This is a genomic window from Methanosarcina vacuolata Z-761, assembly GCF_000969905.1.
In the GTDB taxonomy this organism is placed as follows: Archaea; Halobacteriota; Methanosarcinia; order Methanosarcinales; family Methanosarcinaceae; genus Methanosarcina; species Methanosarcina vacuolata.
This window is the reverse complement of record NZ_CP009520.1, coordinates 3,754,671-3,781,217: the sequence shown is the minus strand read 5'-3', so window position 1 is coordinate 3,781,217 and position 26,547 is coordinate 3,754,671. Positions and strand designations below refer to the sequence as shown.

Below are 26,547 nucleotides of genomic sequence, written 5' to 3'. Positions count from 1 at the left end.
AGCGTATTTTCGGAAAAAGCCTTTGTCGCCTCCGGAAAATGTTTCATTTTCAGAGAGTGTGATTGTGAATTCTGGAAATAGCGAATCATGTCTCCGTGTGGATTTACTCGCGTCTTAGAGATGATTTAATCTAAATAGCTTGTTTCTGGAATATCACGGAATTATCAAAACTTCTGCATTATCAGAACTAGTATATTAAAACTATCATTCCTAAGATCTCTCTATCTAAGGAAATCCAGAATTATCCCTAGAGAGGACCATTGCATGACAAGAGAACAGCTCTATTCAGGGAAAGCAAAAACTATCTATAAGACAGATGATCCCGACACCCTTATTACCGAATTCCGGAACAGTCTGACTGCATTTAACGGAGAAAAAAAAGGGGAAATGGAAAAGAAAGGGTATTATAACGCCCAAATCTCAAAAAAACTCTTTGAGATGCTCGAAACCGAGGGAATAAAAACTCATTTTGTCGAAATGCTTTCTGACATCGATATGCTTGTGAAGAAAGTCGAGATTATAAAAATCGAGGTCATTGTCAGGAATATTGCCGCAGGTTCGGTTACAAAAAGATATCCCATTAAAGAAGGCACGGTTTTTAAGTCTCCTGTACTTGTTTTTGACTTCAAAAACGATGAGTATGGGGATCCCATGCTAAATGACGATATTGCTCTTGCACTTGGGTTAGCAACAAAGGAAGAACTCGCCACACTCCGGGAACTCGCTCTGAAAATTAACGGATTGCTTGTGCCTTATCTTGACAAAAAAGGTATCTTACTTCCGGATTTCAAACTAGAATTCGGAAGGAGGAATGGAGAAATCATCCTTGCAGATGAGATTTCCTGTGATACCTGCCGTTTCTGGGACAAGAAGACCGGGCAGTCAATGGATAAAGATGTCTTCAGATTTGATAAAGGCGACATTTCCAAAGCTTACGAAGAAGTTGCACGGCGCATAGTGCCCGAAATCTTTGAATAAATGTGAAAAAAGGCCAGGAAACTTGAGTTAGCCATATAAAGGCTTCAATGTTTTCCTACCTGCTTATTTTTATTTTTATATTGTAATCGGCGGTCTATCCGTATTTCTGTTAGTTCTGCTGTTACGCGATTTATGTTTTAACGCTGTTTCTGCTTTTATACTCTTTTTGTTTTTACACTGACTCTGTTTTTATACTCTTTTTGTTTTTACACTATTTTTATGTATACACTGATTTTATTACAACGGGAGCGCAGAGGGTCACGAATACCCCATTCTTTAGATTGGGGATGAAGTGAACCCTCGCCTCTTCGTATTTCTCTTTGAATATCTAAACCATAGCTTCCTTTTATAGATACATCAAATCTGATAGGAAACCGAGGGTCAAAATTTCAATCACTTATGTTAAGGAAACCTTGTTAAAGGATACTTAATCATCTGTCTCCAAGTAACCGGGCGGGCGGCCCGAAGCATACCCCATCCTTTAGGGTGGGGTGGCCGCCCGCAATTTGATTTTTATATACTGCCTCTGCTTTTACACTGACTCTGCTTTTATACTCTTTTTGTGTTTACACTGACTCTGCTTTTAAGTTATGTTTTTAAAAAGAAGTCCAGAGTCGTTTGAAAACGGAAGTCTGAAAGTATCTTTGCCTGCTGCATCCATTCGGCTTTTGGTGTGCTTATCCTGCCTGCAAGATCTGAAACTGCGGCTTCGAGAGAATCGAATTTTTTAGGAGGGTTCCTGAGAGCTTTTCTCATACCCTCCCTGACGACCCAAACTCCAAGGGGGGCCCAGTAATCCGGAGTTATCTCCCGGAGTACGAAGACCGAGGCCTGCCTTTTGATTTCTGTCAGATATTCAAGTACAGGCAGCCGTGAGGCATAATAGCCTCCAGCCAGAGGAGAATAACCTTTTTTTCCATCGTAACTCTCACTGTCTTCTCCAATCCAGCTTGATTCTCCAGACCAGACGGCTTTTGGGAGCCAGATTTCTATAAGTTCGAAGGAATAAGCCCGTGGAAGGATAAGGACTTCAAAATGGTTCCCAAAATGGGTCCCGCTAAAAAGCTGGATCTCTGAGGTCCAGGGAAAATCCTTAACGCGGTCTGCAAGTTCCTTTCCTGCCATATCATCCACGGCTGTAATTGACCAGCGCGTTGGCACGATTTTTCTTTCTTTTCCGAGCAGGCCAATTGAGAACAGGCGAGTAATATGTTCAGCCGGGATATCTCCTTTATAGAGCTCAAGCACTGCATCTTTTGCCAGGGCGTCAGTGTCGTAGACAAGGTAATCCACTTTTTTCGGAACATTTGGATTTTCTGCAAGCTCAAAGTTTTTGACAAGCCCTGAAGGACCCATAGGCGTCAGTACGGCATCGAATTTGAGTTCCTGTTTAGGGGCTTTAAAAAACCAGGCTTCGGTATCCACCGGCTTTCTGGAGAGGGCAAGTTCCTGCGCCTTTACAAGGAGGGGGTTTTCTTTGCTGCGGGCGTCTTTTACATGGAAATTTGTGTTTGCCCTGACCATACGGGAACGTATGGAGATAATGTCTTCAATCTGCATGTTTGCCCAGGCTGAAGTATCTTCAAAAACTGAAGCTTCGCTCTCATTTGCCAGAGGGGGAATGAGCGGGCCTGCCGAAACCCTTGGGTAACCAAAACTTCCGACAAAAACAGCAGGAGGGGATGCTCCAAAAACCGAATCTCCCGAGACTACAGGAGCGATAGACTGAAAAGATTTGAATTTTTCAAGAATTGGACAACGGGGACGCCCACAAAGTCCTTTTCCTTTACATTTGACACACAGTGTTCCATTCACTTTAAATCCGTATCCTCGCAGATGATACAGGCTTTAGCTTCAGGAGCGTTCCTGTATAGCCAACCGGATTTCTGAACAAACTTGCAAACATTGCACATGCCATCTACCTTTTCCTGAGAGGATAAGTCTTTATTTAGAAGCACTGATGCAAATTTCCGAATTTCGTTCTGAGTCTCCTCGGAAAAATCAACCTCAGCCCCACGCTTTTCACTCACGTACTGGGATACCGCAGCCCTTGAAAGCTCTAGGACGTCCGCTACATCCTGCTGCGTGCACCCATGCTCAAAAATCATTGTTCTGGAAAGTTCTGCCCTTATTGCGGGCAAGACTTTCTGTACCATAATTTCACATGTTGTTTTCATGGGAGACCAACACCGCATAAATCAGGTGAATTTTGAAAGATTCTCTTAACCAAAATTACATCCATCAATTTCATAACCAGTTATATGTCGGCATACTTTTACTTTTCGAGTAGAAAATATATCTCTTAATTTACTCAAAACGCATGCTATTGAAATACCGACAAAAACATAGTAATCCCAGACCTGAAAAGCTATTGCTAAATATTATTGCTATTTCTCAGACCCGGTTTATCCCTGAAACTTGTCAGGATTTATCGTCAGGATTTAGTTTTTGATTTGTTCAGCAGAGAAACCCTTTTCCATGAGGACTTCTTTCATGCGGGCCAGGTGATTACCCTGAAGTTCCACAGTATTTCCTTTTACCGTACCGCCGCATGCAAACTTTGATTTAAGATAAGTGGACAGTTCATGAAGATCAATTTCACTTGCATCGAAACCTTCAACAACGGTAACTTCTTTGCCATATCTTCTTCTATTAACTTTCACAGTAATTCTCTGTTGCTCTTTTGCAACTTCTTCGCAAATGCAAAGTTCTTTTGGAAGCCCACATACTGGGCACATTCCGCTGCTCATTTGTTGGTATATCCTCCGAATTTGTAATCATTGTATATGTAACTTACATCTAAAAATAACTAGATAGATATAAAGTACTTATCAATGATGGTATTAAAGCCTAATGGTATTTTACAGGCACTTTATATTGAATTTCAGCTAATAACCCGAAACTCTTGACAATATAAAAAGCCAGCCAGAGCTTTATTATTTTTCAATTTTTTAATATATCAATATATTCTTTTGTAATGTTTGTTTTATACTGTTTACTTCTAGTAAATTTAATAACATTATTGTTAGTGAAGAGTACAGATTTGTAAGTACAGATTTGTAAGTACAGATTTGTAAGTACAGATTTGTAAGTACAGATTTGTAAGTACAGATTTGTATAGACTGCAAGCGAAAAAGCTGGATATTTAAAAGAAATTCAAAAGATTAACGCTTCAGGAAAGGATCTAAGCCGAAAAGCTGAAAAGCCACAAAAGATAAAAAGCCGAGAAAACTAAACAAGCTTAAAATCCCTGATTTTACCGGAAAGAGCCTTTCATACCCAGCAACAAGTTAGATATATCTTGAATTCCATCTCTTCCTATAACCTGCTATTGCATATATATGCACTTCTATTATATAAATATAGCAGCATAAAAATATATGGTACATTAATAAATCGGGGGCACCTGATGAACGAATTGAACGATTTAATAGGTTTTGTAAACGGAAACAGTATAAGGCAAAAAGTGCTCTCCTTACTTTCCTCAAAAGGAGAAATGGAAGGGACAAGAGTATCAAAAACCCTGAGAGTTGCACATCCCACCATTGCAAAAACTCTCGATGAACTTGAACAGAAGGAATTAATTACTAAAAAAGAAGAAATGTACTCCCTTACCGAATCTGGAGTAAAAGTGGAAAAAATGATCCAGCAAATATAACTTTAAACATATTTCTTTTATTCACTTCATTTTAAATCCTTTTTTATCCGTAGCTCATTCCAAAACCAATTTCATTCCAAGTTGACAAAATTTTTAAGCCTATTTTGAGAATCAAAGGCCCGATGACTGCTGATAATACGCAACTTGGAGAATTAACCCTGAATCTCGGATTAAGAGTTGCTTATCACTTTTTCGTCCAGTGTAATATTTTGCGAAAAACGCGAAAATAGAAAGCTTACTATAGATTTGATAATTACGGGAATCCAAAAAGCTAGAAAAAATTCGATTCAATAATTCAATTTTCTTGATTCCAGCTCAGATTGTCATCACAATTGAGCGCAACCGTTGCTCCGTAATCGTTGCACCGTTTGATCACGCCGACCCCGTTGTTGCTAGAGTTTTCGCTCAAGCCTTTTTTGAAAAGGCTTGCGCCACAACCGTTGCATCGTTTGATCACGCCGTCACTCAGGGTTTTCGCTCAAGCCTTTTTTGAAAAGGCTTGCGGTAAAGCAGTTTTTTGAAAAGGTATGGGTTAGAAATATTTATTTAATTCTTATCCCTTTATGTCGGCATAAACTGTTAACGCTAATACTGAAACTCTTGAATTTAAGGGAATAATCAATTTATATGGCTCTTCGTTGTTTTGTGTGGATATCCTCATAATATTCTCATGAAAACCAATACAGTCTTGAGTTGAAAATCACCTTATCCATACGGAATAGCGAAGAGACAATTATATTAAGAAAAAACCAGAGCTTCGGCATCCAAAAAAGGACTAAGTATCAGAGGCAAGGCAATGTTACCTGAAGAAGACCTTAAGATCATTAAAAAAGAACTGGGGCGAGAGCCCACCCTGGTAGAACAGGGCTGCTTTTTAAATTTATGGAGCGAACACTGTTCCTACCGCTCAAGTGCCCCTCTCCTGAAAACTTTTACCAGTACGGGCGAAAATGTGATTATTGGCCCGGGGGACGATGCTGCAATTATAAAATTTGATGATGGCTATGTACTTGCTATAGGTATGGAAAGCCATAACCACCCTTCATATGTCGACCCCTACAACGGAGCTGCTACCGGTATAGGAGGTATCGTAAGAGATATAATCTCCATGGGAGCCCGTCCAATAGCCCTTATGGACCCCCTCTATTTCGGACCTCTTGACACTCCAAAAAATATGTTTCTCTTTGAACAGATAATTAAGGGAATTGCAGGGTATGGAAACTGCATAGGAGTGCCAGTGGTCAATGGTGAGACTTTCTTTGACCGAAAATACAGTGGGAACCCTCTTGTAAATGTTGTTGCAGTAGGGCTCTGCCGGGAAGATGAGGTCATAACTGCCCGCTCCCAGAAAGCCGGAAACAAGCTTGTGCTCGCAGGCTCCAGCACAGGAAAAGACGGACTTGGAGGAGCTTCTTTTGCCTCCAGAGACCTTTCCGAATCAGCCGAAGCGGAAGACCGTCCGAGCGTCCAGGTGGGAGACCCATATACTGAAAAGCTCGTAATTGAAATGACGCTGGAAGCCATGGAGAAAGGTTATATAAAATCCTGCAAAGACCTGGGAGCTGCTGGTCTTGGAGGAGCAAGCGCAGAACTGGCTGCAAAGGGAGGACTTGGAGCCTACATTATTGCAGATGCCGTGACCCAGCGCGAACCCAATATGAATGCTTATGAAATCCTGCTTGCAGAATCTCAGGAACGCATGGTCTTTGAAGTAGCTCCTGAAGACGTTGATGCCGTACTTGCTCTGGTAGCAAAGTACGACCTTAATGGGGCCGTAGTAGGATACTTAACAGAGAAACCAAACTATACGGTTGAATTCAAAGGGGAAGTCGTTGTAGATATTCCAATTGATTTCCTGACAGGCGGAGCTCCGACCTGCGAGAAATCTTCAGTAGCTCCTATTCCTCAGGTTGAAGAAAGTAAAGCCCCCGAAACTCCGGAAGACCTTAAGGCAGCCTTCCTGAAAGTTATCTCTTCCTACAATATTGCCTCAAAAGAATGGATCTACAGGCAGTACGACCATGAAGTCCAGTTAAGAACAGTTGTCAAACCCGGAGAAGATTCTGGCGTGCTCAAGATAACTGATGAAAAAGGACTCGTACTTTCCTGCGGCTGCCAGCCAAGAGCTACCCTTCTTGACCCCTATAACGGAGGAAAGAATATAGTAATTGAAAACGTCATGAACCTTGCAGTAAAAGGGGCTGAAGGGCTTGCAATTGTAAACTGCCTGAACTTTGGGAACCCGGATCGCCCGGAAATCTACTGGCAACTCAAAAACTCCGTACTTGGACTTGGAGATGGGGCAAGGGAACTCTCAATCCCGGTCGTGGGAGGAAATGTATCCCTGTATAACGAAAGCGATGAATTTAAGACCGCAATTCTCCCAACTCCTTCAATAGGAATAATAGGGAAAGTCAACCTTGAGACTCTTCTCCCTTCAAGCTTCTTTGCAAAATCAGGAGACACCATCATCCTGGTAGGAGAGACAACTGCAGATCTGGGAGGTTCCGAATACTATGCCTGTTTCGAGGCCCAGAATGCCGGAAAAGTTCCTTCTGTCCCGAAAAATGCTCCTGAGATTATAAAAGCAGTAATCGAAGCGGCAAGAAGCGGAAAACTCAGCTCGGCACATGACCTTTACCTTGGAGGAATTGCAGCAGGACTTGCGAGGATGTGCAAGAATTCTGGTGCAAAGGTAGACTTGAGTGAAGTTTCAGAATTAAAAGCTGAGGAACTCTTATTCTCAGAAGCCCCGGCAAGAGCTCTACTTGCTACAGGTGAACCCGAAACTGTACTCGAAATCCTCAAAGATGTGCCTCATATGATTATCGGCAAAGTAGAAGGCAATTCCCTTGAGGTTAAAGGAAAAGACTTCGAGATTTCCCTATCCCTAAAAGAAATCTCCTATGCATACGACAGCTTGACAAGGTTTATGATGAGATAAAATCCCTGAGTCGTCACCCGAGTTCCGTCTCGGGAGGACGGTGTCCTTTTCGCTTCGCTCAAGAGGGCTGAGAAATATTGTAGATAAGTTTCATTCAAGTAAAATAACTTACAAGGTTACGGCTTTTTCGCCCATTCCTTGTTTTTGGAAGCAAAAGATTTTTGCTTCCCATTTAGGGGTTTATCCAAAAAGTATTATGACCTTGTGTGGCTTTCAAGATCGCAAACGTTCATAAACAAAATGAGTATTCGAGTAGATAGACGTACTATAACTTTTTAGACGTACTATAACTTTTTAGACGTACTATAAATTTTGGATAGCTCTTAATCATGTTGTTCACAGTAAATTTACCTACCTTTATACGAGTCGTTTTTTATTTGGTTGTATTCATTATCCAGTATGTTTAATCCATTGTTCAGCTCTCTGCATCTAGATTCAAGTAATTTGATTTCAATTTTTATACTTTCGGTCAGTTTGTTACATGGTTCGCTACCGTAACCATACCCACTATTTCTGAACACTTCGAACTGTTCGATTATTTCCTTGTTTGCAAAGTACCTATACATTCCGATTTTATTCAATGTACTGGGTTGCCAGCATTCGTTAATGCTTGGATCTCGTGTTATATAATCATATAATGGATAGTAAAATACATTCAGTTGTTCTTTTATAGTTCGCGTTTTCTGTTCGATTTCTGCTTTTTCGAGTGTTATTTCTGTTAGTTTGAGTGATTTCTCCATTTGTTCATTGTTTTTTTCGGATGTTTTCGCTGACTCGTATAATGATGCACTTGCTATGAGTACAGCGAGTGCCGTTAGACCCGCGGTGGGCTTATCTGAACTTAATAATACTGCTACGATGGAGCCTATGACTGCTAGCGATACGATAGTTAGTGTGTCTTTCTTTGTCACAGTTTTAAATTGTGTTGATGTTATTATAATTATTTGGATGTTTAGATAAGCTATTAGTTCATTCCACTTTCAGTATTTTTGACTCCACTGTAAATGCATAGTTACCAAAACAATAGTTTTTAGTAGGTTTCCGCACTAGAGTACTGTGTTATGAAAGCTGTATGCATCTGTATGGGAGTGCATCTGCCTTACAGTCCTAAGTGGTACTGGCCTGTAGAGGGATTTTTTGGGGTGCCTGAAATGGACCGGTATTTTGACCGGAATAGTATTTTTTCAAAATTTTTAAAAACAAGCCGACAGTTTTTACGCCTTAATGATCTGATTATGGAGTCCATAGAAAGAGGGGGAAAATATTCCTTTGATCTATCCGGGCCATTCCTTGGACAGTGTCGATGGGATCCCGAACTTCTCGAATCATTCCGCGAATTTGGGGAAAATGAGAGCGTGGAATTCACAGGGAGCTGTAGTTATCACTCTCTGAGTTCACTATATCCTGATCTTTCCTGGTTTAAGGAAGAAGTGCTCATTTATAGAGAAATGATCCGGGAATTACTGGATATCACCCCTAAAACCTTCGTAAACACAGAGATTCTGTACACCGAAAGAGTAGAGACGATTCTTACTGACCTGGGTTATAACTGCCTTATCGCCGAGGGGTCCAGGAATCTCATGAATGGATATGACCCTGTACATGTATTTGAAAACCATCTCCCGACTTTGTTGAGGCACATAAACCTGAGCGAAGACCTTGAACTGCGCTTTTCGGAAAAAAACTGGCAAGGCTATCCTCTTATTCCGGAAAAGTTTGCGGACTGGATTGCCAGCATGGAAGGTGACATCCTGACTCTTTATTTTAATTATACAAGCCTCTGTTTTCACTACAGAAACAAAAGCATGATAGACGATTTTATCAGGACGTTTCCAGAGGCCCTAAAGTCCAGGGGAATTGACATGCTCACACCTTCTGAAGCTGCCAGTAGATTTGAACCCTTAAAGCTTCCTACCCTGGGAACCGAACAGACAATCCGTTATGGGATAAATAACGCATTAGGTAACCATGCTCAACAGCTTTACCTGCGAGAACTGGTAAGAATCGAAGAGGAACTCTCAGGGCTTAAAGAAAATAAGAACTATCGAGAACTTAAACATATATTCGGTTACCTTCAGCAGAGTGAAATCTTTTTTTCTATGAATTCTGGGAATATCAGGGAAGGATATGAAAGGGCTGTCAATTACTTTTCCATCCTGTCCGATTTCAGGAGAGCTGTGCTGGAGGAGGGAGCATGACATCGGTTTGCATGTATTTCCAGGTACATCAGCCTTTCAGACTGCGCAGGTTCTGGCCTGATGACCGATCAGGGTTTTTCCGCTATTTTGACGAGAGAAGCAACAGGGAGATCTTTGAAAGAGTAGCCCGGAAATGTTACATTCCTACAAATACACTCCTCCTGGATGCTCTTGACGAACATAAAGGAGAATTCAGGTTTTCTCTTTCGGTTACCGGGACCCTGCTCGAACAATGTGAACTCTGGGGAAAAGATGCCCTCGAAGGCTTCCGGCAGATGGCGGAAACCGGATCAATGGAATTTCTGGACGAAACCTTTTATCATTCTCTTTCAAGTCTTTTTGAAGACAAAACCGAGTTTATTGAGGAGATAAAAGAACATAGAGAACTTATGTTTGACCTTCTGGGAGTTAAACCTAAGGTATTCCGGAATACCGAACTGCTTTACAATAACACTATAGCAAAGCTTGTTTCGGGTCTTGGGTACAGGGCGATCCTTACCGAAGGAGCGGACCATATGCTTGAGGGAAGGTCACCCAACGTACTTTACAGGGCAAAAGGTTCAGGGCTTCCTATTATCTTTAGAAATTACAAGTTGAGTGACGATATAGGATACAGGTTTTCTGCAAGGTGGTGGGAAGGGTATCCCCTGACTGCAGAGAAATGGGCCTCATGGGCTTCAGGGAATAATGAAGACTGCGTTAATATCTTTATGGACTATGAGACCTTCGGAGAGCATCAGTGGGAAGAAACCGGGATATTTTCCTTCCTGAAAGAACTTCCCGGGGAAGTGCTCAAGACTCACCTGGATTTCAGCACCCCTCTTGAGCTTGTCGAAAAATATTCCCCTGTAGCCGAGATCGATGTTGGGGACTTTTCCACAATTTCTTGGGCTGATATGGAACGCGATACAAGCGCATGGCTTGGAAACGACATGCAAAGGCGCTGCTTTGAAGAAATAAAGCTGCTTGAACCCTTTGTGAGGAAGACGGAGGACCCTGAAATCCTGCGTATATGGAAGCATCTGCTGACTTCGGACCATTACTACTATATGTGTACCAAATGGCTCGGAGATGGGGATGTACATTCATATTTCAGTGTCCATTCCACGCCTTTCGATGCAGCGGTTAATTTCATGGCTGTACTTATGGATTTCAAAGCACAGGTATTCAGAAAACTTCGCACAATAGCTTAACTAAAGAACACATACTAACTCATGGGAGTCAGGTCACATGGTAAGAGACTTATTCATGTTTGCAGGTTTCAATGAAAACTCGCAGATTGTATGGTTTAAGATAATCTACTCGAAAGAGCCGGGATCTCTATCTTTAATAACTGACTTTCTCGAAAAAGAGAATGCGTTCATTATGTTTGGTCATCTGGATAATATTACACAGAAAACCGGAGAATATTCAGTATTTACCGAGCTTAACAAAGATGTTGATCCAGAGGATTTCGCCCGAAAAATAAAGGAACTTGAAGTTGTAAGTGAGGTCGAATATGGGCTTTCAGAATACGGAATGGTTTATTCCGTGGACTTCCCTCTAAATGTTATAGGAGTCAGGGGAGTTATGGCAAGGGCACTTACCATTGTTGATATCATTAAAACTCTTAACCAGAGTGCTCCGCATGCAGAAGGCCTTCTCACTCTTTCAGGACTTAAGGGGGGGACTCACGCAGCAAAGTATTTCAAGAGTATTCTGGACCTTAATGACAGTAATTTTGCAAGCGTGCTTGCAGAACTCTTTAAAGGCGTGGGCTGGGGAATCCTGGAAATCGAATGTGATCCCAAAACTTATGAAGGAAAAATCGTTGTGAAAGACTCGTTTATAGCTGATGTTTACGGAGGGTCGGAACAGCCAGTTTGTGCCTTTATGAGTGGTTATTTTGCAGGTTACCTGACCGAGTATTTCGGGAAAAACATAAGTGTGAGGGAGGTAAGCTGTAAAGCTACAGGAAAAGAAGTCTGTGAACACATAATCTCGCCGGCACCGTCTGGCGGTACAAGTCAGGAATACCAACTGAGAGGGGAGACACGGTGATAAAGCAACCCAACGTTATTCTTGGAAATGACGAGCTGCTTGTAACAATGGGAAAAAAGGGGGAAATAATAGGTTTTTTTTATCCCCGCCGAGACCATGCTCAACATGTCGAGGAATCTGTTGCCTGTATTCATACAGGAGAAAAGCTTCTCTGGACTAATGATAACGAATGGCACGGCATCCAGAACTATATAGAGGACACAAATATTGTGTCAACAAAACTTTATCATGATTCGGGAATCCGAATTTCCATTCTTGACCTTGTGCACCCTGACGTGCCTGTCCTTATCCGCAGGTTCAAGGTCCAGTCCCAGAAAAAGCTTTCAGGAAAATTCTTTTATTACTCGAATTTTAACGTAGGTGAAACCTCCAAGAAAAACTCCGGGTTTTGCGATACCGATATTCATTTGCTTGTACAATACTGGCAAAACTATCATATAGGGATCTATTCTCAGCCAGAGTTTAATGAGTGGCAAATTGGAAAGGCAATGGATACTATATGGTGGACGAATGCCAAATATGATATGGAAGACGGAAAACTCCAGGGGAACAAAGAAGACATAGGAAACATTAATAATGCGGCTGGCTGGGATCTTGAACTGGATGCTGACGGAGCAAATGAGTTTGTAATCCTTATAGGTGCTGCTTCTTCCCGACGCCTCTTATATAAGAGAATGCAAGAGCTCTCAAAAATGCCTCTTGAATATATTTTTGAAAAGACGCGGGAACACTGGGTTATGTGGCTTTCCAGAAAGCAGGTAATCAAAATTCCGGGGCTTGAAGAACACGACAACCTTCGTCAGGATCTGTTCAATGCCTATAACCGGGCTCTTCTAATGCTTTACCTCCTTAACGACCGCGAATATGGGTCTTTTGTAGCTGCTCCGGAATTTGACTCAAACTTCGAGAAATGTGGAGGATATGGGTTCTGCTGGAATAGAGATGCTGCAGAAATCGTGCTTGCATTAAAGCATTCAGGCTATCCAGACTACTGTGACATGTTTTTCAAGTGGTGCATCCAGACTCAACTCCCTGATGGTTCCTGGTTTCAACGCTACTGGCTAAATGGAAATATAGCTCCCTCCTGGGGTAATTTTGACTACTCAACTCAGATTGATGAAACCGGGTCTACGCTCTATGCTATGGATGTTTATTACGGGATTCTCGAGGGCCTGAAGAAAGCTGAATTTCTAGAAGAGGTCTGGGTCTCGGTGCTCAGGGCTGCCGAATATCTGATGAAGCGGACCAAATCAGGAATTCACGAGAGATGTATGGATCTCTGGGAGACTTACTACGGAATTTTTACATATACAAATGCTTCAATTTATGCCGGACTCATGGGCGCTTCACACCTGGCTGAAGAAAATGGAGAAGCTGGCATGGCAAGGCGCTGGAAAAAGAGGGCGGAGTTCGTCAAACGGGCTACGATTGACCGTTTCTGGCTTCAGGAAGGTTACTTTGCAAAAGGTGTAATTAATGAGAAGCTGGACAAAACGATTGATGCAAGTATTCTCGGCACTTATGTTCCTTTTGGAATGCTCTCTGCAAAAGACCCCCTGGAAAAGGATATGATTCAGTTCATGATAGAGAACATCCAGAAAAAACTCTCAGTACCCATAAATATCGGTTACGGCATCAAGAGGTATGAAAATGACAGTTACATAAACGGAAACCCGTGGGTAGTAACTACGCTCTGGCTTTCGGAAGCAATGTTTACCTTTGCCCTTGAACTTTCCGATGAAAAAGAAGGCTCTACCTCCACGCATGAGAAGTTCTATGAACAAGAAGAAAAGCCGGAAGAAACAGTAAAAAGGCTGACCATGGAAGGGATTGAATACCTCAAATGGTCTCTTGCCGGAGCAACCAGTACAGGACTTCTCCCGGAGCAGGTGGATAAGTCTACAGGCACCCCTGCCTGGGCAATCCCTCTCGGATGGAGTGGATCTCTGATACTTAATAACATTCTGCTTCTGGACAAAATTTGCAGGAAAAAAGCCGGGAATATGCAAGAAAATTAAGGAGTAACAAAAGGGAGAGGATCTTATAAGCAGAAGAGAAGGATTGAAGGATGTAAAAAGAGTAGGAAGCTCCTGAGATAAATGCAGTAAAATATTTAAATATTTGTAACTATTCAGGTACCCCAAATCAGTCTACTGATGTTGATTCAGAGTTGTCACATACGTGAAATTGCTAACCCATGCAAGACTGAAAAACGCAATCAATAACCAACAATTTAAAAAAACGAACCTTCCAAAAAAGTGCTCATTAAATATTAAACAAGATGGCTATTGATGTTGTTTTATATAGGCTGAATAGTTACAAATATTTTTCAATATTTGTCGTAGATCTATTCTAACCAGCCTTTTTGTTTAGTTATAAAATTCGTCCATACTCAAAACGTGGTAATCGGGGGTACTTTATAAAAACTCCCCCACTCCCTTTAGACTTGAATTTTTTTCGTTCTAAATTCGAGGTTTATTAATTTTCAGAGTATATACCCGGTCTTGTATTTGTTGTTACTTTTATGAAATTTGTCTTGGTTACAGTACTGCTGCCTGCGGTATTGCTTACTGTAAGTGTAATCTTATATTTTCCTTCCTGTAAATACTTATGAGTCGGATTCTTTTCTCTTGAAGTTGTCCCATCTCCAAAGTTCCATTTCCATTTCTCAGGTAAGCCTGTACTTTTGTCAGTAAAGGCCACAGTTAATGGGGCTTTTCCTGATGTGACATTACTGGTGAAGTTTGCAACAGGTTTTTCTATTACTGTTATATAATTTTCTTTTGTTGTTGTATTATTACCTGCTGCATTTATCGCTATGAGGGCAATCGTATAATTCCCTACTTTTGAATACTTATGGACTGGATTCTGCTCGGTTGAAACTGCTCCGTCTCCAAAACTCCATTTCCAGGAAGTAGGTGTGTTTTTACTCTTGTCAGTAAAGACAACCTTTAAAGGTGCTTTTCCAGTAGTAGGAGATGCAGAAAAAGAAGCAACAGGAACTTTAGGGTTATTAAGACGAGGTAGAACAGTTATATACTTTGTTTTTGTTGTTTTATTGCTGCCGGCTGCATTGGTCACTGTCAATGTTATCGTATATGTTCCTGCTTTGAAATACTTATGGATTGGATCCTGCTCGGTTGAAGTATCCCCGTCTCCAAAATTCCATTTCCATTTATCCGGTAAGCCCGTGCTTTTGTCAGTAAACTTAACTATCATTGGTGCCATTCCAAAGGTAGGTTTTGCGGAAAAGTTTGCGACAGGAATTACTGGTATCGGGACAGAAGCTATAAACTGTCCGAAGGCAATAATCTTGTGTCCTGCAGACATAATGGTGGCTATAACAGTATTTGTTGCTGTGTCAATTACATAGACAGAACCATCTCCATAGTCTGCCACATATACTTTTGTTCCTGCTGGATTGACTGCAATTCCCCAGGGATAGAAACCTACATTCACAGTGGCTGCAACCTTGTTTGTGGTTGTGTCAATTACAGAGACAGTACCTCCTAGATCGCCAATTTTGCCGAAATTCGCCACATACACCTTTTTTCCGTCCTGTGTGACTGTAACTCCTTTAGGATAATCACCTACATTCACAGTGGCTGTAATCTTGTTTGTAGCTGTATCAATTACAGAGACGGTATTTTCTCCATTGTTTGTCACATATACTTTTTTTCCGTTCGGGCTGACTGCAACTCCTTCAGGACTGGTTCCTACATTTACTGTGGCTGTAACCTTGTTTGTAGCTGTATCAATTACAGAGACAGTACCATCCATATTGTTCGTCACATATACTTTTGTTCCTGCTGGATTGACTGCAACTCCATTAGGATAAGTTCCTACATTCACAGTGGCTGTAACAGTGTTTGTTGCTGTGTCAATTACATAGACAGTATCTAAGCCCATGCTCGCTACATATGCCTTTTTTCCATTAGGACTTACTGCAACCCCATAAGGACCACGTTCTACAGAAACAGTGGCTGTAACGGTGTTTGTGGTTGTGTCAATTACAGAAACACTCCCGCTATCAGAGTTCACCACATATACCTTTGTTCCCGTTGGGCTGACCGCAACTCCACTAGGATGATTTCCTACAGGTACCTTGGCTGTAACAGCGTTTGTAGATGTATCAATTACAGAGACAGTGTCGCTGTAACGGTCCGTAATATATGCATACGTCCCTGCATATGAAGCACTCTGCTCAGTAGCTGCCGACGTTGTAGACGAAACGAAAATTAAAAACAAGATCAGAGCTACTGACACTAAGGCTACTGAATTCAATTTTTCGTTAAATTTCATTATCTTACCCTGGTTCTTTAGTTTATTTTTTATATAAAGGATATTAATACTTTAAACTTCATGTTAATTTTTAAGCCTTTTTATTAAAACCAGAGTTTCATAAAAATTCTCGAATTAGAGAGAATATGCCTATATAAGAATCGAATTGAAGCTGATTAAGGTGAAATAACAGTATTTTAGTGCAAAAACACAAAACAGAGGCATTAAAATCCAAAAAATGGTTTAAAAAGAGTTAAGAGATAAGGATCGTAAGATTTAGTTATTGAAAATCGCGAATATGAGGAAGACTCTTAATATTGTAAAACAAGTATCTAATCCCAAAACTCAAAATACTCCTCTTAATCACATAATCTGAATAATCAATCGATTTCTCATCACAAAAATAGTTCTGAAGCTTTATGAACTTGGGAACAAAATTATTTTGAGAAAACTCATTCAATATTACATATAAAAATTAGAAAAGAAAACAGACGCTAACAGTACGCAAAGCACTGAAAAATTGCGCCTTTAAATTTTTCTTCCACGCTTTTTCGCGTTGACAGTAGTTTTGGGATCTACTTTGGTAATCCCATACATCTGTCTAAATATAGGCTTATAAGTTTAAATTTAGACTTGTTTAGTTTAAGTATTGGTTTCGTTACTAATCTCTTTTGCCCCGCCAAGGTATGGCCTGAGAACCTCAGGGATCTCCACGCTTCCATCCTCACGCTGATAGTTCTCGAGTATCGCAACGACAGTCCTCCCTACAGCAAGGCCTGAGCCATTAAGGGTATGGACAAACTGCGGACCTTCAGGAGTCCTGAAGCGGATATTCGCCCTTCTGGCCTGGAAGTTCTCGAAATTGGAGCACGAAGATATTTCCCTGTATTTTTCCTGTGTGGGTACCCACACCTCGATGTCGTAAGTCTTCGCTGCTGAGAATCCGATGTCTCCAGTACACAGGTTTACAACGCGATATGGCAGTTTTAAAAGTTTAAGGATTTCTTCCGCATCACTGGTGAGCTTTTCCAGTTCTTCATATGAGGTTTCCGGTTTTACGAACTTAACAAGTTCAACCTTATTGAACTGGTGTTGGCGGATGATGCCTCTGGTGTCCTGACCATGTTTTCCTGCCTCACGCCTGAAACAGGCAGTATACGCTGTAAGGAAGACCGGCAGGTTTTCAATGTAGTCGTCCATAAAGAGATTTGTTACAGGGACTTCTGCGGTAGGTGCAAGATAGTAACCATCAGTACATAAGTACATGTCATCTTTGAATTTTGGGAGTTGCCCTGTACCAGTCATGGCTTTTTCATTGATAAGTACTGGTGGAAAAACTTCAAGATAACCCTGCCTTTCATGTACGTCCAGCATAAAGTTTATGAGAGCTCTTTCGAGTTTTGCGCCCATACCTTTATAGACTGTAAAACCCTGGCCTGCGATCTTGGCCCCTTTCTCAAAGTCAAGTATGTCCAGTGCTTCTCCTATATCCCAATGGGGTTTTGGAGTGAACGTGAACTCTCTTGGCTCGCCAACAACCCTTACAACTGGATTATCATTCTCGTCCTTACCTACTGGAGTTGTCGTGGATGGGATATTGGGAATTCTGAGCATTATTTCATGTATGTTTAACTTGTAATCACGTATTGTATCATCGATTTCTTTTATACGGCTATTAATGCCTTGCATTTCCTCTATCTTGGATAAAGTATCTTTATTTTCTTTCTTTAGCTTCGCTATCTCACGGGTGACCACATTGCGCTTATGTTTTAGCTCATCACCTTCGGCGAGACATTTTCTCCACGCTACATCATACTCAAGAAGGTTATCTATAAGCTCGGTGCTCATATTCCTATTAATGAGAGCGTGTCTAACTATATCGGGACTATTACGTACAAGTTTGAGATCCAGCATATTAAGCCCGAGATATCCTGCATGTGAGAGAATATATATTTTGTGATTTTTCGGGTGTAAAGCTGTTATGAAAATCAGCAAAGTCGAAAAAAGAGAAAAACAGGGAAATATTAAGATAAAAATAAAATTAAAAAATCTGAAAACCCTAACTGTTCCCAATTAAAACTATATTACTTAACTATATCACTTAACTATATCACTTATTAAATGCTCTTTCTGTTAGGGTTTCAGGCAAGAAGTTTTCCATATGGACTTTCTTCAAAGTAACTGACAGACTGTTTTGCTGTCTCATTAGATCCTCTGGAATCCGAACCCAAAAGGAGCCTTGAAAGACTTGCTTTATTCATATATTCAACTTTGGGTTCCCCGGAAATTCCTCCAAGTTCCGCAGCCTTGTCAATTGCATCATAAAGATTTCCGAAACCATCCACAAGCCCAAGTTCCTTTGCCCTGGCTCCGGTGTATATGCGGCCATCAGCAAGAGCCTTTACATCACTTCTGGACATGTTGCGCCCTTCTGAAACCTCAGTTACGAAATTTTCGTAGCTATCCATAACTACAGAATCAGCATACTCTTTTTCCTGATCAGTGAGTCCTCTCCAGGTACTTCCCATATCTTTCATCTCTCCAGATTTTGCAACGTAGTAATCTACACCTGTTTCTTTATTAGAGAGCGAATTATTCTGGAAGACCCAGATCACTCCAATAGATCCGGTATTCGTAGAGGGGTTTGCAATAATATAATCAGTTGGCGCAGAGATATAATATGCAGCACTGGCTGCAAGGTCCCCCATGGATACAACAACAGGAATCCCTTTTGCCTGGGCTTTCTTAATTTCTTCGACAATTTCTTGGGCTGCTGCTGGAGATCCTCCAGGACTGTCAATTCTAAGCACAATTGCCTTGACTCCACTATCTGCGGCAGCCCTGCGAATATCTCCTGCAATCTCTTCTGAAGTAGCATAACCAAGCCCTTCAGCAATGTTTCCAGAAAATATAGTACCCTGGACATAGATAACAGCTACCTTCTCCGAATTTCCCAGGCTTCCACCAACACCAAAATTGGAGGAGATCACCGCAAGACTCACCAGTATGATAGTAATGAGAGCCAGTACGACCAGCAGGTAGGGCATCCATCTATGCTTTTTGTTCTGTGGATACGGATTGGGATTCATGCTTAAACTCTTGTTTTTAATTTCTTTATTTTCAGAGATCTCAACGTGGGGCCCATGATCATCTATTTTTTCCGGACCATAAGGGGCAGAGCTATCGAAGGAGTTATTACTCGTACCGTATGTTCCATTATCAGGGACGGAGTCATCTCTTCCATTGTGAGGACTGCTTTGTAAGTTGTCGTCTCCAGACAGATCTTTTGAGTTCGTGTTCTCAGGGTTTATGTTTTTATCGCTCATATATGATGGAACCGTATATCTAGGATCGTATATTTTAGATTTACCACTTTAGTTTGCGGTCTTGAGCATTGTTTGAATTATTAATCAAGAGAATATTTATTGTAGCAGCGGTGCAAGAAGGATAACTTACAAAAGTTCGCAGGCAATATAATTTACTCAGCAGTTCATTTGTCGGAGCTATTATTAATCTGTCTCTACATTCCACCCTTCTTTATATATTATTATTAACTATTCCTCAAATAGATTACCTTGTAAAACACAGTAGTGAAACAGATTCCAGAGTTTCAACAAACTTTTTGAAAAAAGTTTGATCAAAAAGCGTGAGCAAAATATATTTCAGAGTTTCAACAAACTTTTTCCAAAAAAGTTTGATCAAAAAGCGTGAGCGAAATATATTTCAGAGTTTCAACAAACTTTTTCCAAAAAAGTTTGATCAAAAAGCGTGAGCGAAATATATTTCAGAGTTTCAACAAACTTTTTCCAAAAAAGTTTGATCAAAAAGCGTGAGCGAAATATATTTCAGAGTTGCAACAAACTTTTTCAAAAAAAGTTTGATCAAAAAGAGTGAGCGAAATATATTTCAGAGTTGCAATTGTCGAAGAGGAATATATTCATAAAAAATATATGGAGATAAGAATGCCAGAATCATCCAGTAAACCCGTACTTGTCACCTGTGGCCTGCCTTATGCTAATGGCAAGGCTCATATCGGGCATCTCCGGACCTATGTGCCCGCTGATATTTATGCCCGTTCCCTGCGAAAAGAAGGGAGGGACGTTACTTTTGTCTGCGGTTCGGATACTCACGGCACCCCTATTGTCGTAAATGCCGAAGAATTAGGGATTACTCCCACAGAACTTGTAAAAGTATATCACAAACATTTTGACGAGACTTTCAAGCAGCTTGGAGTTTACTTTGATGCTTTTGGGACTACTGACGATCCTGAAAATCACAATCGGACCCTGGATATTGTAAACAAGCTGATTGAAAAAGGCTATGTGTATCCGAAAACCATCGAAATTGCCTATTGCCCTAAGTGCAATCGTTTTCTTCCTGACCGCTATGTAGAAGGTTCCTGCCCTCACTGCGGCGAAATTGCAAGAGGAGACGAGTGCGATCAGGGATGTGGAAAACACCTTGAGCCCGGAGAACTTCTGAACCCTGTCTGCACTATTTGCGGAGGGCCTGCCGAGTACAGGCAACAGGAACACTTCTTTTTCAAGCTTTCCGAATTCAGTGATTACCTTAAGGACTATCTCTCAAATGACCTTGGCGGAACCATCAATGCCAGAAATTATGCACTTGGCTGGGTAAAGCAGGGGCTTACGGATTGGTGCATAACCAGGAACCTGGAATGGGGAGTAAAATTCCCTGGGCATGATGACCTCGTGGTCTATGTTTGGGTAGATGCTCCTATAGGATATATCGCCTTTACCGAAGAATGGGCTGCAAAAGCCGGGGATTCCTGGGAAAAATTCTGGAAAAACGACGGGGAAATTGTCCATTTTATCGGAGGGGACATTACCTATCATCATTGTATCTTCTGGCCGGCTATGCTTAAAGGCGCGGATTATTCGGTCCCTACAGCTGTTGTAGCTTCAGGCATGGTCAAAATTGAAGATAAAAAGTTTTCCAAGAGCCGGGGTAATGTGGTCTGGGTAGGAGAAGATTACCTTGACCACGGTTTCCATCCTGACCTGCTGAGATATTATCTGGCAAGCTATACCTCACACACAAAGGAGCTGAACTTTTCCTGGCGCGTGCTTCAGGAAAAGATCAATGCCGAACTTGTTGCCGTGCTCGGGAATTTCCTGTACAGGACAATGCTATTTGCTTTTAAGAACTATGGAGAAGTTCCAGCAGGAGAGCTTGAGTCTGAGGTAAAGGAAGAGATAGAAAAGGCCCTGAAGGAAGTAAAAGCCGCAATGGCTGAATATGAGTTCAAAAAAGCCGTTGATTCTGCAATGTCCCTTGCGTCTTTCGGAAATGCCTACTTCCAGTCCCACGAGCCCTGGAGCCTGATAAAACAGGATAAGGTCGCCTGTGGGCAGGTGCTTTACAACTGCCTTCACCTGGCAAAAGCTCTGTGCCTTATTTTTGAGCCAGTAACTCCCGGAAGCACGGAAACAGCCTGGAAAGAACTCGGGCAGGAAGGAGACCTGCACACCGCACTGTATGCTGATGCTCTCGTGCCTCTGAAAGCAGGCACAAAACTTGCAAAGCCCAAAATCCTTTTCACAAAGCTTGAAGATGACAGGATTGAGGAAATGGAAGAGATTGCAAACCAGAGAGTAAGAGCCGCAGATGCAAAGAAAGCCGCAGGAAAAGGCAATGGAAAAGAGCCCACCAAATCCGAAGGGATGGGCACTGCCGAAGAAGCAAAAACAGCCGAGAAAGCTGACACTGCAAAACCCGAGACAGAGGAAAAAGAAAAACTTCCCACGATCGAGTACGAAGACTTTGCAAAACTCGATATCCGCGTAGGAAAAGTTTTGCTTGCTGAACCTGTGAAGAAATCAAAAAAGCTCATCAGGATTGAAGTGGACATTGGCGAAGAAAAGCCAAGGCAGCTTGTTGCAGGCCTTGCTTCTTATTATGTTCCAGAAGAGCTTGTAGGAAAAACTGTAATTGTACTCGCCAACCTGAAACCTGCCAAACTCTGCGGAGTCGAATCAAACGGCATGATGCTTGCAGCCGACGATGGCGGAGAGATTGTAGCAGCCCTGATGCCGGACAAAGAGATAAAGCCGGGTTCAAGGATACGCTGAGACAACCTCTTGAATTCAAAAATACTTCTACTGGCTTAGAACCGTCTTCTAATTATACATTAGAGGACGCCTACCAGTTTATCTGGCAGTGCACCCCAGAAAAGGTAGAATTAGGCAAAAAAGATAAAATACAATTTGAAAAGAGCAATATGCAGGTAGAATTCAACCCTGTTATTTTATGATTATAGGGTTTTCATTTTTATTTTCTGCTTTTTACTCTTATTTTCTGCTTTTTACTTTTATTTTCTGTTTTTTACTCTTATTTTCTGTTTTTACTCTTATTTTCATTTCATAAGAGTTACGGATAATCCATTATTTTTTTGCTCAAGCATCAAGCATGTAATCCTTAACAAAATTTTTTACCGATATAAAAAACATTTTTATATAGTTAGCCCAATTTAATAGATATAAAGCAAGTTAGCTAAATAAATCCTCTTACTTTCATTATTTATTTTTAACTCTTGGGAGAGTTAGACGGATCTGCCTTAATAATTGGAAAAGAGACAGTTATTACAATAAATCATGAAAAATCCAGCCCGAAATTTCGATGAACTACTCTTTAGAAAATTGAAATAAAGAACAGGAGAATTTTAATGAAACACCTAAATTTGTTCCCTATGGTTTTTACGCTTATACTGCTTCTTCTGGTTCCAAATATCGCAGTAGCATTGATTGATGCAGAAGCTGCAAAAATCCCTTATCAAGTAAACAACTCTGACCGAATAATTATTGGTACAGTCAGCAAGATTGACACATATAGCAGCTACACAATTTATACCGTTAAAGTTAAAGAATGGCTCTATAATCCTATTCCCACAGATACCATAAAAATACAAAGTAAAATCGGGACTAATCTAGCTGTGGAAGATGAAGTCGAGTTTACCCAGAACGAATCTGCCCTTTTGATGTTAAATGACGGAAATCTCGATGAGCTACTTTTTAGAGTACCTTTGGGACTAAAATATCCTGTTTCAGACAGGGACGCAGTAATCGAGGAGTTGAAAGTTCAGGGTAAATGGCAAGAGGAAAATAAAACAGAAAATAAGACAAGCGAAACCGAAGCGGTAGAAAATACAAAAACAGAGGATAAACAGGAAGATCAAAATGTTGACAACGTAAATGATACCAAAACATCAGAGGACGCAGGAACACCCAGCGAGCAGAAAGAAAGTTCCAATCAGACCCAGAAACCAAACGCTATTCTTTTCATGAGTCCTGTCTGCGTGTTTGCAGTAATGCTTGGTGCAATCATATACGTTAAAAGGAAAAACTAACAACAGCTTCTTGTTATTTTGCGTAGGCTGAATATAAAGAACAGGAGAACTTTGATGAAACGACTAAATTTGTTTTCAATACTCTTTACGCTTATGCTGCTTCTTTTAGCTCCAAATATCGCAGCAGCCTTACTTGCTCCAGAAACTGCCGAAATTCCGTACCAGATAAATAACTCTGACCGCATAGTGATTGGCACGGTGAGTAAGATAATTGATTACGGCAGATACACTATTATCACAATTGCAGTTAATGAATGGCTCTATAATCCCCTGCCTGCAAAGACTATAAAAGTAAGAATTGAAACAGGAAGCAGTCATTGGACTGAAGATGAAGCTGAGTTTACAAAGAACGAATCCGTACTTATAATGCTAAAAGATGTAGATATAGATAAACAACTTTTCAAAGTGACTTTTGGTTTTCCAGGGAAACGCCCGACTACAGACAGAGATGCGGTAATCGAGGAACTGAAAGCTCAAGGAAAGTGGCCGGAAGAAAACCAAATAGGAAATAAAACAAACGAGACCGAAGTGATAGAGAATATTGGAACAGTAGAGAAGCAAGAAGAAAATCAAACAGAAAATAAGACAAATGAAAATAAGACAAATGAAAATAAGACAAATGAAAATAAGACAAATGAAAATAAGACAAATGAAAATAAGACAAATGAAACAGGAATTACAGAGAATACAGGAACAATAGGCAAGCAGGAAGAAAGTTTCAATCAGACCCAGAAACCAAATACTACTCCTTTTATGAGTCTTATCAGTGCGATGGCAGTAATGCTTGCGGCAGTCATATACTTAAAAAAGAAGAACTAACAATGCCTCTTCGTTGTTTTGTAGGAGCTGAAAATAAAGAACAGGAGGATTTTGATGAAACGCCTAAGTTTTTTTCTGACACTCTTTACATTTATACTGCTTCTTTTAGCTCCAAACCTCGCAGCAGCCTTATTTACTCCAGAAGCTGCCGAAATTCCGTACCAGATAAACAACTCTGACCGTATTGTTATTGGCACAGTAAGTAAGATTGATGTAGCTGACTATTACACGAATAACACAATTACAGTTAAAGAATGGCTCTATAATCCTCTACCAACAAAGACCATAATAGTAAGGACTAATATAGGGACCAATGCCTCTACTGAAGACGAGGCAGAGTTTAATAAAAACGAATCTGTACTACTTATGTTAAAGGACCAAAGGCCCGATAAAGGAATTTTTTATATGTCTCTCGGCTTTTTGGGAAAACATCCGGCTACAGACAGAAATATAGTAATTGAGGAGTTGAAAGCTCAGGGCAAGTGGTCGGAAGAAAACCAAATCGAGAACAAAACAGATGAGATAAAACAAATCGAAAATGCCGAATATGTAGAGCAAGAAGAAAATCAAACCGAAAATAAGACAAATGATATCGGAATGACAGAGAATACGGGAACAGAAGGCGAGCCGGAAAAAAATTCCAATCAGACTCAGAAATCAAACACTACTCCTTTCATGAGCTCTGTCAGTGTGATTGCAGTAATGTTGGGGGCAGTCGTATATATAAGAAGGAATCGATAAAAACTGCGGAAGGCGAGTTTATGCAACCTTCATAAAAAGAGCGTGTCCCAAAATCACTGACTTAATTTTAAAACACGCTCTTATTTAGCTTGTATGAGTTTTTACCAATTCAGTCCAAACGTACAACTCTTACAAGAGACTTAATCGGGACATTATAGATTGTATCTACACCTTTTTTGTCGACCAGTACAACTACAAGTTTTGGTTTTGCATCCATTTCCCTGAGCTGCTCAATCACTTCCATACTGGTTGAACCGGTGGTAATAACATCATCCACGATAACGCAGTTTTTACCGGCAACTGATCCAAAATTCCTGCTTATGGTCCCTTTGTGTCCTGTGCTAACGGTCTCCTGCCCTTTGCGGTGATAAATAGCCAAATCTGCACCCAGTTCATATGCCATCATGCTTGCCAGAGGAATACCATTGGCTGCAACGCCAACAACTACATCTACTTCGGCATTTATTTTTTCCAGAGTCTCAAGCACAATGTCGCAGAGTGCAAGCGAGATGTTATGAAGACGTTTAGCACTTTTCCCTATACTGTTCCAGTCTACAGAAATATCTTTTGGAGCGGGAGTTATTTCTTCTTTTTTTGAACGGGTTAAAAGCCAGGTAACCGTTTCCCTTGAAACATTGAGTTCCTCGGCGATCTGACCGGTTACAAGTCCGTTACTTTGCAGTTCCACAGCTTTCTGTATTAAATCTTCTATATCCTTCATGCCTCCATGCCCACCTGAAATTTTTATCCGGCTATATTTCCGGGGTTTCCAAATTAAGATAATATTATAATATCAAGCGTTATATCAATTTCTTCAGCTTAAGATTAACTCTTTTACAAGAAACGACCTGTAAAAAGAGTAGTATGAAAAACTTTGAAAGATTGGTACATACATCTACCAGGTGTATTAACCGTTATTTTTCTCCAGTACCATCTCAAGATAAGAAGTCCGAATAGAATCCTTTTCCCCTGCGCCAAACTGTTTAAGCAATTCAAATAATTTTGCCCTTGAAGTTTCGAGTTCTTTTTCGCTTTCAGCCACAATTTCGACTTCAAGAAATTCCCCGAGCCCTTCGACGGCATCGAGGCAGACAGTAATTTCTCCTGCGCTGAAAACTTCCCTTTTTTTTCGGACTACTCCGGCTTCCGAGAAGCCAAGGGCATGCAGTATTTGTATTGTGGTGGCTTCATCTACAGGAGTTTCGAATTCTTCTCGGGTTTTGGAAATGCCATCGAGTTTGGGGCCTTTGTAGGTCAGCACAGCCTGACCATCCAGGGAACGAATCCTTAGTGCCTCATCGGTTTTTGCAAAATCCCTGTGAGGAGCTGCAAAATAAACGTCAGACTGGTTTTCAATCCCAATTTTTGTTGCTCCTATGTTCTTAAGGATGGAGCGAACTTTTGAATGGTCTGCTCTGACCTTGACCTCGATTTCAATCATAGTTTTCAGGAATCTCCAGTTGAATCCGGTTAAAATTGGTAAATATTTGCTGGCTAAAACACTTGCACTAAAACGATATAT

21 protein-coding genes are annotated in these 26,547 nt (G+C 40.9%); 11 read left to right on the top strand and 10 right to left on the bottom strand.

Going from position 1 to position 26,547, the window contains the following annotated elements; genetic code table 11:
* Window positions 1-264 precede the first annotated feature (264 nt).
* The gene (gene purC, locus MSVAZ_RS15535; RefSeq protein WP_048122446.1) at window positions 265-978 is read left to right on the top strand and encodes a phosphoribosylaminoimidazolesuccinocarboxamide synthase; all 714 of its coding nucleotides are present in this window, start codon (window positions 265-267) and stop codon (window positions 976-978) included.
* A 588-nt stretch (window positions 979-1,566) separates the two neighbouring features.
* Here purC and MSVAZ_RS15530 read toward each other — a convergent pair.
* The 3 genes from MSVAZ_RS15530 to yciH all read right to left on the bottom strand — a co-directional run bounded on the left by MSVAZ_RS15530 (window position 1,567) and on the right by yciH (window position 3,728).
* Window positions 1,567-2,793 carry an Nre family DNA repair protein gene (locus tag MSVAZ_RS15530; protein ID WP_048122442.1) on the bottom strand — a complete coding sequence of 409 codons (1,227 nt, stop codon included), beginning with the start codon at window positions 2,791-2,793 and terminating at the stop codon, window positions 1,567-1,569.
* On the bottom strand, window positions 2,790-3,155 hold the full coding sequence (locus MSVAZ_RS15525) for a transcriptional regulator (protein WP_048122441.1): 366 nt from the start codon (window positions 3,153-3,155) through the stop codon (window positions 2,790-2,792). The genes MSVAZ_RS15530 and MSVAZ_RS15525 overlap by 4 nt, the downstream gene beginning before the upstream one ends.
* A 264-nt stretch (window positions 3,156-3,419) precedes the next feature.
* Entirely contained in the window at window positions 3,420-3,728 is a 309-nt protein-coding gene (yciH, locus tag MSVAZ_RS15520) for a stress response translation initiation inhibitor YciH (protein WP_011023951.1), read from the bottom strand.
* Window positions 3,729-4,387: 659 nt separating this feature from the next.
* Between yciH and MSVAZ_RS15515 the strand changes: the two genes are divergently transcribed.
* A complete protein-coding gene (locus tag MSVAZ_RS15515; protein WP_229394529.1) occupies window positions 4,388-4,636 on the top strand; it encodes a winged helix-turn-helix domain-containing protein in 249 nt (82 codons plus the stop codon).
* Between the two features lie 295 nt (window positions 4,637-4,931).
* Here MSVAZ_RS15515 and MSVAZ_RS20575 read toward each other — a convergent pair whose 3' ends face one another.
* Window positions 4,932-5,093, bottom strand: coding sequence for a hypothetical protein (locus MSVAZ_RS20575; RefSeq protein ID WP_157206110.1), 162 nt, complete (start codon window positions 5,091-5,093; stop codon window positions 4,932-4,934).
* Window positions 5,094-5,432: 339 nt separating this feature from the next.
* Between MSVAZ_RS20575 and purL the strand changes: the two genes are divergently transcribed.
* Window positions 5,433-7,580, top strand: a complete 2,148-nt coding sequence (gene purL, locus MSVAZ_RS15510; protein ID WP_048122439.1) for a phosphoribosylformylglycinamidine synthase subunit PurL — start codon at window positions 5,433-5,435, stop codon at window positions 7,578-7,580.
* 347 nt (window positions 7,581-7,927) lie between these two features.
* On the opposite strand, the gene MSVAZ_RS15505 is transcribed toward purL, so the two are convergent.
* On the bottom strand, window positions 7,928-8,491 hold the full coding sequence (locus MSVAZ_RS15505; RefSeq protein WP_048122437.1) for a hypothetical protein: 564 nt from the start codon (window positions 8,489-8,491) through the stop codon (window positions 7,928-7,930).
* 150 nt (window positions 8,492-8,641) lie between these two features.
* On the opposite strand from MSVAZ_RS15505, the gene MSVAZ_RS15500 reads away from it, so the two are divergent.
* The 4 genes from MSVAZ_RS15500 to MSVAZ_RS15485 are packed head-to-tail and all read left to right on the top strand — an operon-like array spanning window position 8,642 to window position 13,836.
* Window positions 8,642-9,778 carry a glycoside hydrolase family 57 protein gene (locus tag MSVAZ_RS15500; protein WP_048122435.1) on the top strand — a complete coding sequence of 379 codons (1,137 nt, stop codon included), beginning with the start codon at window positions 8,642-8,644 and terminating at the stop codon, window positions 9,776-9,778.
* Window positions 9,775-10,971 (top strand): glycoside hydrolase family 57 protein, encoded by a 1,197-nt coding sequence (locus MSVAZ_RS15495; RefSeq protein ID WP_048122433.1) that lies wholly within the window; start codon window positions 9,775-9,777, stop codon window positions 10,969-10,971. The genes MSVAZ_RS15500 and MSVAZ_RS15495 overlap by 4 nt, the downstream gene beginning before the upstream one ends.
* A 37-nt stretch (window positions 10,972-11,008) precedes the next feature.
* A complete protein-coding gene (locus MSVAZ_RS15490; RefSeq protein ID WP_048122431.1) occupies window positions 11,009-11,818 on the top strand; it encodes a V4R domain-containing protein in 810 nt (269 codons plus the stop codon).
* Complete coding sequence (locus tag MSVAZ_RS15485) at window positions 11,815-13,836, top strand: glycoside hydrolase family 15 protein (RefSeq protein WP_048122429.1); 2,022 nt, start codon at window positions 11,815-11,817, stop codon at window positions 13,834-13,836. Before MSVAZ_RS15490 ends, MSVAZ_RS15485 begins: the two co-directional genes overlap by 4 nt.
* A 460-nt stretch (window positions 13,837-14,296) precedes the next feature.
* Here the strand turns inward: MSVAZ_RS15485 and MSVAZ_RS21385 are convergent, their stop codons facing one another.
* From MSVAZ_RS21385 to sppA, 3 genes are all read right to left on the bottom strand, one after another.
* Window positions 14,297-16,120, bottom strand: coding sequence for a PKD domain-containing protein (locus tag MSVAZ_RS21385; protein ID WP_052728004.1), 1,824 nt, complete (start codon window positions 16,118-16,120; stop codon window positions 14,297-14,299).
* 621 nt (window positions 16,121-16,741) lie between these two features.
* On the bottom strand, window positions 16,742-18,013 hold the full coding sequence (gene serS / locus MSVAZ_RS15475) for a serine--tRNA ligase (protein WP_048122427.1): 1,272 nt from the start codon (window positions 18,011-18,013) through the stop codon (window positions 16,742-16,744).
* 227 nt (window positions 18,014-18,240) lie between these two features.
* Window positions 18,241-19,425: a signal peptide peptidase SppA gene (gene sppA / locus MSVAZ_RS15470; RefSeq protein ID WP_048122425.1), complete on the bottom strand. Its 1,185-nt coding sequence runs from the start codon at window positions 19,423-19,425 to the stop codon at window positions 18,241-18,243.
* Between the two features lie 636 nt (window positions 19,426-20,061).
* Between sppA and metG the strand changes: the two genes are divergently transcribed.
* From metG to MSVAZ_RS15450, 4 genes are all read left to right on the top strand, one after another.
* On the top strand, window positions 20,062-22,191 hold the full coding sequence (metG, locus tag MSVAZ_RS15465; protein ID WP_048122423.1) for a methionine--tRNA ligase: 2,130 nt from the start codon (window positions 20,062-20,064) through the stop codon (window positions 22,189-22,191).
* Window positions 22,192-22,784: 593 nt separating this feature from the next.
* Window positions 22,785-23,465 carry a hypothetical protein gene (locus MSVAZ_RS15460; RefSeq protein WP_197078777.1) on the top strand — a complete coding sequence of 227 codons (681 nt, stop codon included), beginning with the start codon at window positions 22,785-22,787 and terminating at the stop codon, window positions 23,463-23,465.
* A 54-nt stretch (window positions 23,466-23,519) separates the two neighbouring features.
* Complete coding sequence (locus MSVAZ_RS15455) at window positions 23,520-24,284, top strand: hypothetical protein (RefSeq protein WP_048122418.1); 765 nt, start codon at window positions 23,520-23,522, stop codon at window positions 24,282-24,284.
* A gap of 54 nt (window positions 24,285-24,338) precedes the next feature.
* Complete coding sequence (locus MSVAZ_RS15450; RefSeq protein ID WP_048122416.1) at window positions 24,339-25,025, top strand: hypothetical protein; 687 nt, start codon at window positions 24,339-24,341, stop codon at window positions 25,023-25,025.
* Window positions 25,026-25,134: 109 nt separating this feature from the next.
* Here MSVAZ_RS15450 and MSVAZ_RS15445 read toward each other — a convergent pair whose 3' ends face one another.
* Together MSVAZ_RS15445 and cyaB are read right to left on the bottom strand one after the other, a co-directional pair.
* Window positions 25,135-25,746 carry an orotate phosphoribosyltransferase-like protein gene (locus tag MSVAZ_RS15445; protein WP_048122414.1) on the bottom strand — a complete coding sequence of 204 codons (612 nt, stop codon included), beginning with the start codon at window positions 25,744-25,746 and terminating at the stop codon, window positions 25,135-25,137.
* 186 nt (window positions 25,747-25,932) lie between these two features.
* Window positions 25,933-26,466: a class IV adenylate cyclase gene (gene cyaB, locus MSVAZ_RS15440; RefSeq protein ID WP_048122412.1), complete on the bottom strand. Its 534-nt coding sequence runs from the start codon at window positions 26,464-26,466 to the stop codon at window positions 25,933-25,935.
* Between the last annotated feature and the right edge of the window lie 81 nt (window positions 26,467-26,547).

Bases quoted from the DNA above. Each gene is read 5' to 3' on its own strand.
- MSVAZ_RS15490 (WP_048122431.1), top strand. From the start codon at position 11,009: ATGGTAAGAGACTTATTCATGTTTGCAGGTTTCAATGAAAACTCGCAG.
- metG (WP_048122423.1), top strand. From the start codon at position 20,062: ATGCCAGAATCATCCAGTAAACCCGTACTTGTCACCTGTGGCCTGCCT.
- serS (WP_048122427.1), bottom strand. From the start codon at position 18,013: ATGCTGGATCTCAAACTTGTACGTAATAGTCCCGATATAGTTAGACAC.
- cyaB (WP_048122412.1), bottom strand. From the start codon at position 26,466: ATGATTGAAATCGAGGTCAAGGTCAGAGCAGACCATTCAAAAGTTCGC.
- MSVAZ_RS15460 (WP_197078777.1), top strand. From the start codon at position 22,785: ATGAAACACCTAAATTTGTTCCCTATGGTTTTTACGCTTATACTGCTT.
- purC (WP_048122446.1), top strand. From the start codon at position 265: ATGACAAGAGAACAGCTCTATTCAGGGAAAGCAAAAACTATCTATAAG.
- yciH (WP_011023951.1), bottom strand. From the start codon at position 3,728: ATGAGCAGCGGAATGTGCCCAGTATGTGGGCTTCCAAAAGAACTTTGC.
- MSVAZ_RS21385 (WP_052728004.1), bottom strand. From the start codon at position 16,120: ATGAAATTTAACGAAAAATTGAATTCAGTAGCCTTAGTGTCAGTAGCT.
- MSVAZ_RS15445 (WP_048122414.1), bottom strand. From the start codon at position 25,746: ATGAAGGATATAGAAGATTTAATACAGAAAGCTGTGGAACTGCAAAGT.
- MSVAZ_RS15455 (WP_048122418.1), top strand. From the start codon at position 23,520: ATGAAACGACTAAATTTGTTTTCAATACTCTTTACGCTTATGCTGCTT.
- MSVAZ_RS15525 (WP_048122441.1), bottom strand. From the start codon at position 3,155: ATGAAAACAACATGTGAAATTATGGTACAGAAAGTCTTGCCCGCAATA.
- MSVAZ_RS15500 (WP_048122435.1), top strand. From the start codon at position 8,642: ATGAAAGCTGTATGCATCTGTATGGGAGTGCATCTGCCTTACAGTCCT.
- purL (WP_048122439.1), top strand. From the start codon at position 5,433: ATGTTACCTGAAGAAGACCTTAAGATCATTAAAAAAGAACTGGGGCGA.
- MSVAZ_RS15450 (WP_048122416.1), top strand. From the start codon at position 24,339: ATGAAACGCCTAAGTTTTTTTCTGACACTCTTTACATTTATACTGCTT.
- MSVAZ_RS15495 (WP_048122433.1), top strand. From the start codon at position 9,775: ATGACATCGGTTTGCATGTATTTCCAGGTACATCAGCCTTTCAGACTG.
- MSVAZ_RS15515 (WP_229394529.1), top strand. From the start codon at position 4,388: ATGAACGAATTGAACGATTTAATAGGTTTTGTAAACGGAAACAGTATA.
- sppA (WP_048122425.1), bottom strand. From the start codon at position 19,425: ATGAGCGATAAAAACATAAACCCTGAGAACACGAACTCAAAAGATCTG.